The sequence below is a fragment of the Bariatricus sp. TF06-38A genome, assembly GCF_027690675.1.
GTDB lineage: Bacteria > Bacillota > Clostridia > Lachnospirales > Lachnospiraceae > Allocoprococcus > Allocoprococcus comes.
The window spans coordinates 111,798-126,779 of the sequence record NZ_JAQFCE010000001.1 but is presented as its reverse complement, the minus strand read 5'-3'; the positions used below and the strand labels follow the sequence as shown (position 1 = coordinate 126,779).

12 protein-coding genes and 1 pseudogene are annotated in these 14,982 nt (G+C 42.6%); 3 read left to right on the top strand and 10 right to left on the bottom strand.

Going from position 1 to position 14,982, the window contains the following annotated elements; genetic code table 11:
• Entirely contained in the window at window positions 1–363 is a 363-nt protein-coding gene (locus tag PG418_RS00530) for a helix-turn-helix domain-containing protein (RefSeq protein ID WP_022220639.1), read from the top strand.
• Window positions 364–381: 18 nt separating this feature from the next.
• Here PG418_RS00530 and PG418_RS00525 read toward each other — a convergent pair whose 3' ends face one another.
• The gene (locus tag PG418_RS00525) at window positions 382–2,202 is read right to left on the bottom strand and encodes a DUF6320 domain-containing protein (RefSeq protein ID WP_455346590.1); all 1,821 of its coding nucleotides are present in this window, start codon (window positions 2,200–2,202) and stop codon (window positions 382–384) included.
• A gap of 3 nt (window positions 2,203–2,205) precedes the next feature.
• Window positions 2,206–3,132 carry an alpha/beta hydrolase gene (locus PG418_RS00520; protein WP_498836934.1) on the bottom strand — a complete coding sequence of 309 codons (927 nt, stop codon included), beginning with the start codon at window positions 3,130–3,132 and terminating at the stop codon, window positions 2,206–2,208.
• A gap of 199 nt (window positions 3,133–3,331) precedes the next feature.
• Between PG418_RS00520 and PG418_RS00515 the strand changes: the two genes are divergently transcribed.
• Window positions 3,332–4,102, top strand: coding sequence for a hypothetical protein (locus PG418_RS00515; protein WP_498836933.1), 771 nt, complete (start codon window positions 3,332–3,334; stop codon window positions 4,100–4,102).
• 138 nt (window positions 4,103–4,240) lie between these two features.
• Here the strand turns inward: PG418_RS00515 and PG418_RS00510 are convergent.
• The 3 genes and pseudogenes from PG418_RS00510 to PG418_RS00500 form a co-directional block, all read right to left on the bottom strand.
• Window positions 4,241–4,702, bottom strand: a pseudogene (locus PG418_RS00510) (PD-(D/E)XK nuclease family transposase); the annotation flags it as partial.
• Window positions 4,703–5,059: 357 nt separating this feature from the next.
• A complete protein-coding gene (locus tag PG418_RS00505; protein WP_498836932.1) occupies window positions 5,060–6,397 on the bottom strand; it encodes a CitMHS family transporter in 1,338 nt (445 codons plus the stop codon).
• A 182-nt stretch (window positions 6,398–6,579) separates the two neighbouring features.
• The gene (locus PG418_RS00500) at window positions 6,580–8,727 is read right to left on the bottom strand and encodes a sensor histidine kinase (RefSeq protein WP_498836931.1); all 2,148 of its coding nucleotides are present in this window, start codon (window positions 8,725–8,727) and stop codon (window positions 6,580–6,582) included.
• Window positions 8,728–8,841: 114 nt separating this feature from the next.
• On the opposite strand from PG418_RS00500, the gene PG418_RS00495 reads away from it, so the two are divergent.
• Window positions 8,842–9,528: a response regulator transcription factor gene (locus PG418_RS00495; protein ID WP_008371972.1), complete on the top strand. Its 687-nt coding sequence runs from the start codon at window positions 8,842–8,844 to the stop codon at window positions 9,526–9,528.
• A gap of 167 nt (window positions 9,529–9,695) precedes the next feature.
• Here the strand turns inward: PG418_RS00495 and citG are convergent, their stop codons facing one another.
• From citG to PG418_RS00470, 5 genes are all read right to left on the bottom strand, one after another.
• Window positions 9,696–10,622, bottom strand: coding sequence for a triphosphoribosyl-dephospho-CoA synthase CitG (gene citG, locus PG418_RS00490; RefSeq protein ID WP_270475539.1), 927 nt, complete (start codon window positions 10,620–10,622; stop codon window positions 9,696–9,698).
• A gap of 55 nt (window positions 10,623–10,677) precedes the next feature.
• A complete protein-coding gene (citF, locus tag PG418_RS00485) occupies window positions 10,678–12,237 on the bottom strand; it encodes a citrate lyase subunit alpha (protein ID WP_008371975.1) in 1,560 nt (519 codons plus the stop codon).
• 1 nt (window position 12,238) lies between these two features.
• On the bottom strand, window positions 12,239–13,138 hold the full coding sequence (locus tag PG418_RS00480; RefSeq protein WP_008371977.1) for an aldolase/citrate lyase family protein: 900 nt from the start codon (window positions 13,136–13,138) through the stop codon (window positions 12,239–12,241).
• Complete coding sequence (gene citD, locus PG418_RS00475) at window positions 13,138–13,437, bottom strand: citrate lyase acyl carrier protein (protein ID WP_044998939.1); 300 nt, start codon at window positions 13,435–13,437, stop codon at window positions 13,138–13,140. The genes PG418_RS00480 and citD overlap by 1 nt, the downstream gene beginning before the upstream one ends.
• Window positions 13,438–13,539: 102 nt before the next feature.
• A complete protein-coding gene (locus PG418_RS00470) occupies window positions 13,540–14,979 on the bottom strand; it encodes a serine hydrolase domain-containing protein (RefSeq protein ID WP_498836930.1) in 1,440 nt (479 codons plus the stop codon).
• Between the last annotated feature and the right edge of the window lie 3 nt (window positions 14,980–14,982).

Below are 14,982 nucleotides of genomic sequence, written 5' to 3'. Positions count from 1 at the left end.
ATGAAAGATATTGGTAAAATTCTGAAAAACGCCCGTGAGAATAAAGAATATACCCAGAAACAAGTGATGGAATTGACCGGTATCCACAGAAAATCTCTGTCCGGTTATGAGAATAACGTTGCCGAGCCGGATCTCTCCACTTTCGCAACCCTTGCCAATCTGTATGGCATCTCTGCAGATGAAGCTTTGGAAATTGGTGAACCGGATCCTTCTGTTTCTTTGCTTCGTTTTGAATTCCAAGTTCTTTCTTTATTTAAAGAACTCGATGCAAAGCATCAGGAAGAACTTCTGATCCAGATCACCGCACTCGTCAGATATTTAAATGCAAAAAATATGGTGCCGCAAAATCATCAATCCAGATAATTTTGCGGCACCACCGATTTATACATGTAAATTCTTTTCCATTTCCTGACGCATTTCTTTTCCCTTGAAAAGCACCAGTCCGATCAGCATCAGCACGCCCATCCCAATTGAAATCACAGACGGAAATACAATTCGTACCTTACCAGTCAGCAAAAAGATAAATGGTAAGATCATTCCGTAAAGCGCCGCCATCACAAAGTACACCAGATAGTCCTTCGCCTGACGGTAATACACCCTCGATATGATCAGCATCGAAATCATAATCAAGCCACTGACTCCCGGAAGCACAAAGTCAATCGACCAGCCATGCCAGCCGGTCAGCCAGTCCCAGATAATACAGCCGACTGTCACAATGATCAGCTGCCACATGGCATTCTTCAGCAGATTGTACCGCTTGAAGAAACCGACTGCGAGCGCCAACCACATACTGAACGCACCGCCGCACACAAACAGTGACAGATGGAAATTCGTATCAATGCTATAATCCACTCCCAGTGCCGCCACAATCGCGATCATGCAAAGAAATGTAAATATTTTGAAAATCTGCATTCCTTTCGCTTCTGTCATCACACTTTCCGGATACTCCACTTCAAGGATCTCAGGCTTTACTTCCTGCTCTTTCAGAATCTGGAAAAAGTTGTCCTTGATCGCATCACAGTCATATCTGGACGTAAATCCCAGATAAATCTTATCCCGGAAAGAACACATGCAAAGCTCTACTTTCGGCGTACTTGTATAAACACCAAAATACCTGATATACGTCTCATAGCTTTCCGGCATCCGGATGATTCCCATGTTGGAAAAAATAGCGGTCACATCACTTTCTGCCGTCCTCGCCCCGATATTGATACAGACATTTTTCAGTTCCAGCGGCGCAAATTTCAGGATTGGATGCACCTGCAAAGCGAAGTAATCGTTCATCCGCTTCTCCATCTTTTCCGCTGTCAATTCTTCTTTAAAGCATGCATTTGCTTTTTGCACAACATCTGTGAACTCTTCTTTTCCACCCTGAAAATGATATCCCGGTTCGATCCAGTTGAAGAAATTGAGCATTGTATTGGTCGGAAAGAAATTACGCAGATTTACCGGAACCATCAGTACAACCGGCTTGCTTTCCTGCCGTCTTGTCATTGTCCGGTGAATCGCACACAGATATACCGCAGTCAGAAATACCGTCATCGATACACCATAAGTCTTTGCCTGATGCCTCAGTTCTTCGACCGGAATTTCTGCCTCTGTCGTCTGCAGGCTTCCAAGCTCACGCCGGTTTCCGCGAAGCTGATGCGCTGCCGGTTTTTTCTCTTTTTTGCGGTCTGCCTGGCGGGAATAATATCTTTCAAATCCATCTGCTTCCTGATCGAAAAGGCTCTCCGAATACTCTGACAGAACCACATCCTCCAGTCCATCCTCATGATGTGCCAGATACAGATAATTTTTCACCAGCTCCCGTACAAATTCACTGGCACCGGTTCCGTCCGTCAGCACATGAAAGACCTCAAAATTAATTCTCTTTTTGTAATAAGTCACTTCAAAAAGCAGATCTCTCTTATCACGGATATAAAGGCTGCTGCACGGCTCCTTATACTCTTCTCTTACAACCGGTCTTTTATTACTCTGTTCCAGATAATGCCAGAACAGTCCCTTTCGCAGCACGGACAGAAAGATCGGATATTTTTCCAGTGTCCTGTCTACCGCCTTCTGCAGGATCTCCTGCTGTATATCCTCTTTCAATTCACAGTAGAACCGGAATACACGGGTATCCCTTTTACTGCTCGCCGCCGGAAAAAGCTTCGCTGCATTGTCCAGCCTTCTCCAGTGCTTTACATTTGTCTGCGGCATTTTCTATTCCCCCTCCAGAAAATGATTGATATATTCAAAACTTTCCTGTACATGCAGACTCCGGATTCCCAGTGCAAAATATCCGTGAAGTGCATCCTTGATCCGGTGTACTTCCACCCGGTTACCTGCCTCTGCAAGACGTCTTCCATACGCTTCTCCCTCATCCCGGAGCGGATCAAATTCTGACGTCAGGATCAGTGTATCCGGCTGTCCTGACAGATCTTTCTCCAGAATCGGTGCAAAATATGGGTTTAACTTGTCCTCTTCCGAACCTGCATAAAGATTGATATAATCTTTTAATTTGCCTGCCGTCAGAAGATAATCCTGCCCGTTCTCCCTTACAGAAGAGAACAGACTCTTCTCTGAATAATCATTATTGACTGCCGGATAGATCAGAATCTGTCTCTTTGGCATAAATTCACCACGGTCCCGTGCCATAATGGACAATGCAGCTGCCAGATTGCCACCTGCACTGTCTCCAATCAGAGTAATATCCTCCGGCTTTGTATCCGGATGCATATACAATGCTCTTGCCACGGCATAGCAGTCCATAAGCCCGGTCGGGAACTTGTGCTCAGGCGCCAGGCGGTATTCTACTGCTGCTACAGTCTGCCCCGTCGCCTGTGCCATCCGGGAACATACTCTCTCATAATTTTCCACATGCTCAGTCGCCCATCCTCCTCCGTGAAGGAAAAGCATGATCTTTCGTCCCTTAATCTGATCTTTTTCCAGACACGATGCTTCATCCGGGAAAAATACCCGGATCGGAACTTCATAATCGCCGTTATATACCTGCAGATCCATTTTTTTATAAAAAATTTTCATCGGATCCAGTCTTTTCAGATCCGCAAGCTGCCTTGATACTTCTACATCAATCCCTCCAAAAGACAGGATTTTCAGGATTGCTTTTGTTGCTATATTGATCGCCATATTTTTCTGTCCTCATTTTTTTTTCATACAGATTTATTTTACCATAGAATGATGTCCCCTACCACTCTTTCTCTTTCCATCTTTGCTACATTAACCCATTTTCAATTTTTCAGATTTCACAATTATCTCATTATTTATTTGACACAGACTGTCAAAACAGTTACCATACACTTATGCACAAGGAGGGTGTATTTGTTTTATGAATAATAAAAAAAATATAGACGACTATTTTGATGACAACTTTGAAGTAACTTATACAGGCGATCTCCCGTCGATCCCTGTGGGGCAGGATGATTATGACGACCGGTATGACGACACAAACTACCTTAACGATTATGAAACTGACGACTACTACGATGAAACAGACAGGCTTGCTCCTGATTATGACGATGATTATGAAGAAGAGGATTCTTATTATGACCGCCAAAGACCAGCCAGACGGACAGAACGGAGAAATTCCCGCAGACGTCCCGATTCCTCTTCCGAAGAACTGGCTGCTCCAATCCGGAATATTGCCCGCACCGGAAGTACTGCCGCTGAGAAACTGACCACTTTCATCCTTCGCCCGGCACCAGTTCTGATGTCCGCCATCATCCTGGCGATTACCTTTTTTTCATTCTGGAATCAGCTGTCTGATTATGGAGATATCAATACACTGACATCCAATCCTGATCTTACTCTGATTGCTTATCTGGCTGTCGGAGCGGTTATGCTGATCTGGATGCTGTCTACGTTCTTTTTCACATTAAGTGGCATCCGGCACGGAACCGGACGCGGACTTACTTATTTTGTCCTAGTATATGTTCTGTCCTACCTCTTCAGTCTAGCCGCAGCTGCAATTCCTGCTGATGTTCAGTTGCTGACCGGTATCAGAGGCGGTATCCTGGTATTTGGTTCTCTTTACCCGGCATATTTTCCATTCTGCGTGGTGGGAATTATTACTTGTATTTTGCGGAAAATTTTGAAGTAAAACATTCCTCATACTAATGCATATGCCTTAGAGCATCCTCATATGGTGTTTTTACTTTATAAGTGAACAACAACTAATTACATGCGAAAAAAAGAGTAAGTCAAATCACTCATCTATCTGATTTGACTTACTCTTTTCTTACTTTTGTTTCATTCCCGATGTGTTTTCCAACTTTTGTACTATTTTTTCTATATCATATTCCGGTGCATAGGTATTGGCAATATCATAGATTCTCTGTATCGTCAAGACATCCTCTTCCAGAAAATCTGCAATTTCCTCTGCTGACATCCCTTTTTGCAATTTTTTTATAACAATTGAAACTAATGCTTCCCTGTATCCTTCTTTACGCCCTTCTTTACGTCCTTCTTTACGTCCTTCTTCACGACCTTCTCGTATCCCAATTATTTTTGCACTTTTCATAAACGAATTATGATCCCACAAAATTTTTTGTCTTTCTTCGTATTCTCTTCTTTTTCTTTCATCTGCACTCATCTTCTCCAGACATTCATAAGCTTCTTTAATATATTCATTTTGCTCTGCCATCTTTGCAAAATCCTTTCTGTTCTTTCCGCTCATAAATCGTATCCACTGGATGATCCCAGTTTCATTCTGACTTTTCTACTATAAATATTTTAACATACTGTCATCCTTTGTAAAGGCAAACTCCCATACTTCTATATTTTCTTTTGCTTTGTTCATTGTCGGGAGTTTACTCGAAAATTGAGCACCGAAAATGAGATACCTTCTGATTATGGTTAATTAGATACTTTTTCGATTTTAGAACTAAATCGAAGTAAAATAACTCTATCACATTTTCCTGAAATCTTATACCCTGCATAACATTTTCGAGCACTTTCGTTGCATTTCAATCATCAGACCATTTTATATGCATATCCAAAAAAATCCCGTACTCCATGTACAAATCACATGAAATACAGGATCTTTTTATTTATCTAACTAGAATTTGATAACTCCAAGAATTATACCTGAGATCAGACAGATAATACTTACACCCCAGATCCAGAAGAAACTGTTCTTGATGTGATCTTTGATCTCCACACCGGCAAGTCCGGTTCCAAGGAAAGTAGCCGGAACAACCGGGCTGATGAATGTTGCACAGTTACGGCAAACAACCATTGAAATGGCGATATGTGCCGGATTCACACCGAATTCGTTTCCGATTCCGATCAGTACCGGAAGCATTCCGAAGAAGAAGGAATCGGTATCAAACATCAGTGTAAGCGGTACAGATACCAGACCTACGATAAGCGGTAAAAATCTTCCCATAGACTGTGGAACTACGTTTGCAAGTACGTTAGCCATATGAGTCATGATCTCTGTTTGCTGCATCACTCCAAGGAATACACCTGCACAAAGAATCGTAGATGCCATGGTAAGTGCCGGACCTGCATGGGATTTAATAATCTTACCCTGCATTTTTGCACCCGGGTAGTTTACAAAAAGTGCTACTGCACATCCTACCATAAAGATATAGTAAGACGGTACCTTTGCAAGAACCAGGTTTACGATCACTACCAGTGTTACGATTACATTGAATACAAAGAGTTTCGGTCTTGCAAGCTCATTCTTTTCATCATCTGTTACGGCTTCATCTTCAATTCCGCCATACTCGATCTTTTCTGCTGAAGAAGTGCCTGCACCTCTCTTCTTTTCGATATTTCCCCAGATAAATGCTGTTCCAAGTGCAATAAAAATACCTACAACCTGCATTGGAATGATCTGTTTCCACAGTGCATTTGGTTCAATTCCAAGGACAGTAGCCGCACGCATTGTCGGTCCGCCCCATGGCAGAAGGTTCATAACACCCATTGCAGATACACAGATGAGCATCAGAGTTGTCGGTCTCATATTCAGACGTTTGTAAACCGGGAGCATTGCCGGAATTGTGATCAGGAATGTAGAGGCACCGCCTCCATCCAGATGTCCGATCATAGCAATGATACAAGTCATCATGGCAACACCGACTACATTACTTCCGACTTTCTTCATCAATGCATTGATGATCTTGTCGAACATTCCTACATCTGTCATAATTCCAAAGAAAAGTACAGAGAAGATAAACAGTGCTGCAGTACCATGTACTCCTGATACACCGGCTGTTACAAATTCCCCCATTTCTTCAATCGTAAATGTTCCGGTTGCTACAAGGATCGCACCTGTTACAGTTGATACACTGACAAATGCAAGAGCCGGTACCGTTACATTTCTTAAGAGCAACGCAATCACAATAATGATGGTTGCAAATCCCAATAAGGCAAGCATTGCTTCACTCATGGCATTTTCTCCTTCCTTTTGTACGGGTACTTTTTCGTACCATTTATTTGATGATTCCATTATAAAAACCCAACCTTACACTCTTACAGATTCCTCCTTACATTTTGTTAAGGTAAATCTTTAAAAGTATTAAGGTTGGGTTTGTCTTATCTTACACCTTACAGATATCTGCATCTTTTTTCTTATATCGGCTGGCTGGCATGATTCCGAATTGCCTCGAGAATTGCGGTATCCGATACCGGTTTTTCTACATATCCGTCAATGATTCCTTTCTGCCGGGCCTCTGCCATCTCACGGCTGACTCCATCAATAATAATAAGCTTCAGCATGTCCGGATATCTGCCTGCAAGCGACATACAGAAATCCACTCCACTGCAATCCTCCATCGTCTCGTCTACTACCAGCACATCTGCCTGCTGCTGTTCCAGACATTTTTGCAGTTCTTCTCTTTTCATACAGGTCTGAATCTGGATCCCGATCTTCTCAAAATTCTTTTTCAGCAGCTGCAATACCTTTGCATTGTCATCTGCCACCACGATCCGATAATCCTTTCTGGGAATATTCTGCACAATCTGTGGCATATGCTCTGTATCCAGTACCGGAAGGTAGATATGAAAGGTACTTCCTTCTCCTTTTTTGCTCTCTGCATAAATATATCCCTTATGTGAAGTAATAATCTGCTCCGCAAGTGCCAGTCCAAGTCCGGTACCCTCTCCCCCTTTTTTCGTTGTAAAAAATGGATCAAAAATCTGACGCAGCGTCTCTTTATCCATTCCACACCCATTATCTTTCACCTGGATATGGATATACTTTTTCCATACATCCGAAAGCTTTTCAATCACTCCCTGAGCCAGTTTTTCTTTTTCTTCTGAATGGCAGGATATTCTGATATTTCCTTGATTTTTTCCAATCGCATGCACCGCATTAACGCAGACATTTAAAAGCACCTGGTTCAGCTGTGTCGCATTTCCAAGGATCATTTCATCATCTACCCGAAACTCACTTTCCATATGGATCAGAGGCGTGCAGACAGATTCCATCATCCTTTCTGCACGCGTCATGAATTTCTTTATCGAAATATTTTTATAAACGGTCTCTACATTCTTTCGACTCAGGGACGAAATCTGGCGCACTACATCCTTTGCTTTTTCCGAAGCCTCATAAATTTCTTTTGCACTGTCCTGTTCTTCTGATCCTTCCGGAAGTTCCATCATCAGAAGCTCTGCATATCCCATGATCGGAGTCAGAAAATTATTGAATTCATGTGCAATACCACCTGTCATAGTTCCCATGATCTGAAGTCTTTGCTGATGTGCGATACTCTGCTCACTCCGATGCATTTTTTCCAACTGCTCATTCAGTTCTTTCAGATCATTGATCTCCCGCACAGCTCTTCTCATATCACGCATCACTCTGCCAAATAAGACAACCGCAATACCGGCAGCCAACAAAATACCAACAAAAATACATACCATTTTCAAGAAACCTTCAGCTATCGGTTCGTACAGATCATCGTAGTCGATCACCGCACTGACTACCCAGAAGCTGTCTCCGATCTGAACCGGAGAATATGCACTGATTTTCTGTACTCTCGGACGTTCTTCATTTGTCCACCAATACGAATAATAATGAGAAATACCTTCTTTTCTCTTCTTCTGATCCTCAATCATCTTCTCCAGACTGGAGTAATCCAGATCCGGATACATTTTCTTCCTTCCTGCAATAACCGGAATTCCCCACTGTTCTTTCTTCGGATGCATGATGATCGTTCCTTCTGCATCTTTGACTACAATGTATCCATTCGTTCCAATGTGAATTCCCGAAATCAGTTTCTGATAATATTTTTCCGCATCGATCATCAGACAGATTTTTCTCCCATCCTTCAAAACACGCTTATATACATTATAGATTTTCCCATCTGTATCTTTTTCCATATAAATGCTATTCTTTGCCGAGCTTTGAGTGAGCAGCTGTGAACTTACAATCTGTACATCCTTGACACTCTCGGAAAGCTTCCCCTGTTCGTCTTCCAGGTACAGATTCGTGATAAAACTGGTCTGTGTGTCTATAAATTCCCGATATAGTTGTTTTGCCTCATCCTGCGGTCTGTTCTCTGCTGTTTTCGCAAGAAAGCTTAAACTTTCCTCATATTCCTCTGCGGACATCGCCATATTTTCACTCAGGATTCTGGTTGTCAGGAGCATCTGTTTCTCCTGGTTCTGCATCAAAGTATCTCTGTACTTTTTCCAGACACCAAATCCTGCAAATACAAGAATTACGATTAAAAAAAGTGGAATCGCAGCAATCAGTGTCTTTTTGTTTTTCTTCATATATTCTCGTCCCCGGTTTGTTATCAATTGACTTGTTTTCTTTCTAATATTATAATGTTTTTTATAAGTTGTATAGAATTTTATTGAAATTATTACTTTTGGGAGGTTGCCTCAATGGCTGACAAAATACTGATCGTAGATGATGATCCGGCAATCTGTAAGCTGCTGGAAAAGGTAATGCACAGCAATGAGCTGGAAACAACAACAGTAAACTGTGGCATGGATGCTCTGTCCATCCTGAAAAATCATACATTTGACCTGATCCTTATGGATATTATGCTGGGAGATATGGAGGGATTTGAGGTCATCAAACGGCTTCGCAATCAGGGGATCAGTACTCCGGTTATGATCGTCAGCGGACGTAATGAAGACTATGATTCTCTGTACGGGCTTTCACTTGGAGCGGATGATTATATCACCAAGCCGTTCCGACCGCTTGTACTTGGTGCCAAAGTAAAAGCACTGATCCGCCGCAACAAGAATCTGGTACTCGACAATTCCGATACTCTGGAATGCGGTCCATTCAGCTATGATACCACAACCATGCGTTTTTACAAAAATGGTGAAGAACTTATCCTTTCTTCCAAGGAGTCTGCACTTCTTCTGCTTTTTATGAAGCATCCGCAGCAGGTTTTCACCAAGGATATGATCTATGAGCATGTCTGGGGCAATACGGTTGCCGTTGATGACAATGCAATCATGGTCTACATCAACCGGCTTCGTGGTAAGATCGAGGACGACAGACAGAATCCGGCGTATATCCTGACAATCCGCGGACTGGGATACCGTTTTGTTCCGTAAACGACCTTTTCATCAAGAAGAGGCTCCATCCGGAATCTTCTCCTAATGAAAAAGATGACTTTTCACCCGCTCATTTGTGAAAAGTCATCTTTTTTATTCCTCACCAGTCTGGTGCAGTCCATATTCATGGCAGAAAATTTGATTCCCGTTCTCAGTTATTATACGCTCTATTTTACAACTGGAAAGAGGTTCAGGATTGCCCCGTTCTCGTTTGGAATTTTATTGCACAGCATTGCAAGAAACAGTGAGGTGGCAAGTAGATCGGCACACCCACCCGCGCTGATACCACGCTTTATATAATCCGCATCCATGCGGATCAGTTTGTCTAACGCATCTTCTGAGTAGGCTCCGCCTTCCTCCAGAAACTGCATCGCTTCCATCTGTACCTGATAGAGTACTGACGGATTCTTTCTCGATAAAATGTTGGAATCCTGCACCCGGCTCATCAGTGCAAAAAGGATCTGTAATTTGATCCGGTTCCACTCCATTCCCCGCAAAAGTCCATCCTCCAGTACCGGAAGCGCAATATGAAAAACAGATGGGTATCCGGCAAGCGCTTCCCCGCGAATCCCTGTAGTCCCGTATTGTACGAGATTTTTCTCACCGTTACTTTTCGCAGGTTCCTTTCCCAACATCTCAATTTCGGCTCTTAAGATCCTGGCAGTCATCTTCTGCTCCATCCGAAGGATGGATTGTAAAGTAACCGTTCCGTCTTCCTGGATACATCTTCCCGCTGCCGCACTGAATATTCCAAGGGTAAAGATCATCCCTTTATGTGTATTCACATGTCCGGTTGCCCGATACATGGCTTCCTCCGCAAGCATTCCGGTCTTACGGATTTCACGGAAAAGATCTTCCGACGTACAGGTCAGCTGATATCCCTGGTATGCCATTCTAACAAACCACGGATACAACGCCTCTGCACTTCTTTCAAAGGTCTGCACATCCATATCAGTGTGGGCACCACAGGAATACGGATCTACAAGCCCCGGTTTGGGAACCGTATAGACTTCCTCAAGCAACGCCTGATACGCCATCCGGCCAATCGATTCTGCAAAGTATTCTGCTTTCTCTACTGCCTGGTTCTTTCCCATACGGTTCTCCTTTTATATCCAATTGCCAATAACCTGTAAGTTTTCCGATCAGAATTTAATCATCAAATTCAAACGGCTTGATTTGACGGACAACATCCATGATGGTACCGTCACGGCTTTCAATGACACCGACAACACGATCTCCAAACTGTACCTTCTGTGGTTCCCCCGCGATAGAGTAAGCGATATCACGTAATTCTTCGATGGTCTTAAACGGAAGGTCTACATCTTTCATTGCTTCGATCAGATCCTGTCTCTTCGGATTGATTGCAATACCATAATCTGTGATGACAACGTCTACACTTTCTCCCGGTGTTGTGACGGTTGTTACGTCTGTACAGATTGCCGGTGTTCTTCCCTGAAGAAGCGGTGCGATAACGATGGCACATTTTGCTCCGGCTGCTGTATCCGGATGTCCACCCTGCGCTCCTGTGATCATACCATTAGAATCTACAACAACGTTACAGTTGAAGTGTACGTCAACTTCCAGAGCTGCAAGAATTACGAAGTCCAATTTATTGACAACTGCACCCTTGTTGAACGGGTTCGCATACTCACCTGCACTGATCCGGAAATGATGCAGATCTTTTACAGATTCTACGGCTGCAAGGTCAAAGTCCTGTGTATCCAGAAGTGCATCTACCTGACCGTTGATCAGAAGGTCACACATCGGCTTTGTAAGACCACCCACACCAAAACGCATGCGGATATTTCTTTCTTTCATTACCTTTGCAAGTGAAATAGTAGATGCGATAGAAGCTCCGCCGACACCTGTCTGATAAGAGAATCCATCTTTGAAATACGGTGTATTTACAACGAACTGTGTACAGTAATCAGCCATCATCAGCTTTCTCATATCTGTGGTCGGTTTTGCTGCACCTGTTGCGATCTTCTTCGGATCACCGATCTGGTCTACTTCTACAACATAGTCTACCTTTGTCATTGAAATATGTGCCGGAAAGTTCGGGAACGGAACCATGCAGTCTGTGATTGCTACGACTTTGTTTGCATGGAAAGCATCTGACATTGCGTAGGAAAGTACACCACAGTCAGATTTTCCACCGATACCACGGCAGTTACCGTACTCATCACAGGTAGGAGTTCCGATAAATGCGATATCGATCTGTGTCTCACCTGTTACCAGGGCACGTACACGTCCGCCATGGGAACGCATGATCGCAAGACCTTTTAATTTACCGTTAGAAATGGCTTCTCCAATTTTTCCACGCACTCCGGAAGACTGAATATTTGTAATGGTTCCATCTTCAATATATTCTACCAGAGGATCATGTGCTTTTCCAAGAGAGCTTGCACAGATTGTAATGTCTTTGATTCCCATATCGTGGATCTCTTTCATTACCATATTTACAACGTAATCCCCTTCACGGAAATGGTGATGGAAGCTGACTGTCATACCATCTTTGATGCCACATTTTACAAGGACATCATGGATACTGTCTACCATCTTGCTTCCGTTGGAATTGATCACACATTCGACTTCCGGTCCGTGTTTTTTATAGACATGTCCGTCAAAATGATGAACACCCTGAAATACTTCTTTACCAGTTGCTTTTAAAATCTCTTCCGGGATATCTCTACCTACTGCGTTAATCATCTTATAAATCCCCCTTATACACACCTGAAGCTTTTGCAAGCTCGATTGTTCTCTTTGCTCCGTCATAGAAAGCGATATCGATCATCTTACCATCTACTGTAAATACACCGATTCCCTGTGCTTTCTTTGTATCAATTTCGCGGACAACTTTTTCTGCAAAAATGATATCTTTCTGTTTTGGTGTAAAGATTTCATGTACAATGTTGATCTGTCTTGGGTTGATGATGGATTTTCCATCAAACCCCATCAGGTGGATATTCTCAACATCCTGACGGAAACCATCCATATCATCAAGGTCTGTGTATACAGTATCAAAGCACTGTACACCAGCCGCTCGTGCTGCGATCACCATGTTCTGTCTTGCTCCCATGAGCTCGATTCCGGTTCCGGTAATGTGTGTCTGAAGGTCTTTGGTGTAATCTCCGCCGGAAAGGGCAATACCGAAAAGTCTTTCGGAAGATTCGCAGATATCAAGTGCACGCATCACGCCTCGTGCTGATTCAATAGCTGCCATGATCAGAACGCTTCCTTCTTCGCGTCCGAAATCTTTTTCAGCCTGAACAACTTCAGCTTCTACCACTTTTACGTCCTGTGCGGATTCTGTCTTTGGAATACGGATCGCATCACAGCCGCCTGCTACTGCGCAGCGGATATCTTCTTTCCAGTAAGGAGTGTCCAGTCCGTTAATTCTGACAACACGTTCACATCCTCTATAATTAATCGTCTTAAGTGCATGATAAAGAGAAAATCTGGCTGCATCTTTCTGGTTTTCTGCAACCGCATCTTCCAGATCAAGCATGATGGAATCCGGTTTGTAAATGTAAGGATCTTTGATCAGTCCCGGTTTCTGTGCATTTAAAAACATCATAGTTCTTCTAAGTCTTTTTTTATTCGGATTCATTATCTGATCGCACCTCCCCACGGTAAATCTTCGATCTGTCCTACCGAACGGTAAACAGCTGCTTCGATTCTTGCTTTGATCGTACAGTCAAGAGCTCCTTTATCTACGATTGTAAGCTTTACATTATCGATTCCCAGATTTTCCAGTGTTTCATAAGCTACTTTCTTAATCTGGTTCCCATACTGATTGATCACTGCGCTTTCCAGTGAAAAATCAACTTTTCCTTCTCCGGCTTCTACTGTTACCTGGCAGTCACTGGATTCTAATGTTCCTGCAATTGCAGGTTTCTTGATTTCCATTCGTGCTTCCTCCTTAACATCCATTTGCATTAGTATTTGCTTCGTTGTGTTTATCATAGGGCTCTTACCTTACAGGAACACCCATGGTTTTCTTAATAATTGTTAAGATTCGCATATTTTTGCTGTTACAACTGGTCTTTCCAGTGCCTGTGAATTCATATTCACCCAGCGTTTCATATATACCCTGTCTTCTTTCCATTCAAAAGACACATGATCAAAAAAAGCCATCTCCGGATAGCGCCATTCCATCATCAACACATTTTCTGATTTCCAGTAAGCACATGCGGCAATTTTCATTTCATCCATCTCATACTGATGGTGCAGATATCCACCTGTCATAGAGGTTTTCCCATGAATCCAACAGTCAAGTCCTGCTTCTACAAAATGTGTCCCTCTGTTGTCTTTCATCCAGAATATTACTTTATCTTCTGAAAATTCCAGACCTGCTTTTTCAATTTTATCTTCATTCTCAAAAGGGACCATTTCTATTTTCCGATTTCCTGAAATCAGTCTGTTAATGACAGATCTGTTTTTGTTTTCCAAAGACATTCTGAGACCTTTATTTTTTAATACATTCCACATCTTTTCAGAAAGATTTCTTTCTTCTTTCATCGGATCCAAAACCTCTTTTTGAATCAGTTCCGTCTCCAGGTAATTACTGTCTGCCGCAGTAATAGCAATTACCATATTTTGTTCCGGAACAATCGCACAGGTCTGCCCAAACATTCCATCTGCACACCAGATATCACCCGTATGTGTCCAGTGAAAATTATAGTCTTTTTCTCCTGCTTTCCTTGGTTGTGGATCCTTTTTACCGAGTGCAAGATTCACCCAATCAGCACTTAATAATTGTTTTTCTCCCCATTTTCCCTGATTCAGATAAAGTAACCCAAGTCTGGCCATTCCTTCTACCGTAATGCTCACACCATTTCCACCTGAACAGATTCCTTCCGGACTTTCTCCCCAGCTAAACTTCTCCAGACCAATGTACGGTGCCAGTTCTTCTTCGATCAATTGATGGCATGTTTTTCCTGTAATACGCTGTACGATCGCTGACGTAATATAAGAATTCCCACTTGAATACATAAATCCACTTCCCGGCTCTTTTACAAACGGTACTTTAAAATATGCATCCAGCCAGCTGGTTTTTAATGGTCTCCATTCATTTCCACCTATACTTCTTTCCTGTCCACTGCGCATCGTAAGTAAATTCCGTATCGTAAGCTTTTGAAGATACTCATTTGCTGCCTCACGATATTCCGGAAAATAATCAAGTACCTTATCCTCCAGCTTTATGAGTCCTTTTGTATATGCAATTCCCGCCGCTGTATTTGTAAAACATTTTGTAAAAGAATGGACAATATGTGGGATTTCCTTCCGATACGGTTCATTATATGCTTCAAATATAACTTTATTGTTTCTCAAGATCATGATTCCATGGATCTCTGCTTCTCTTTTTTCCATCTCATTCAGGAAATTAATAATATATTCTGATGATACGCCTTCCTCTTCCGGAGTTGAATAGGTTAATTCTTTGTTCATGCT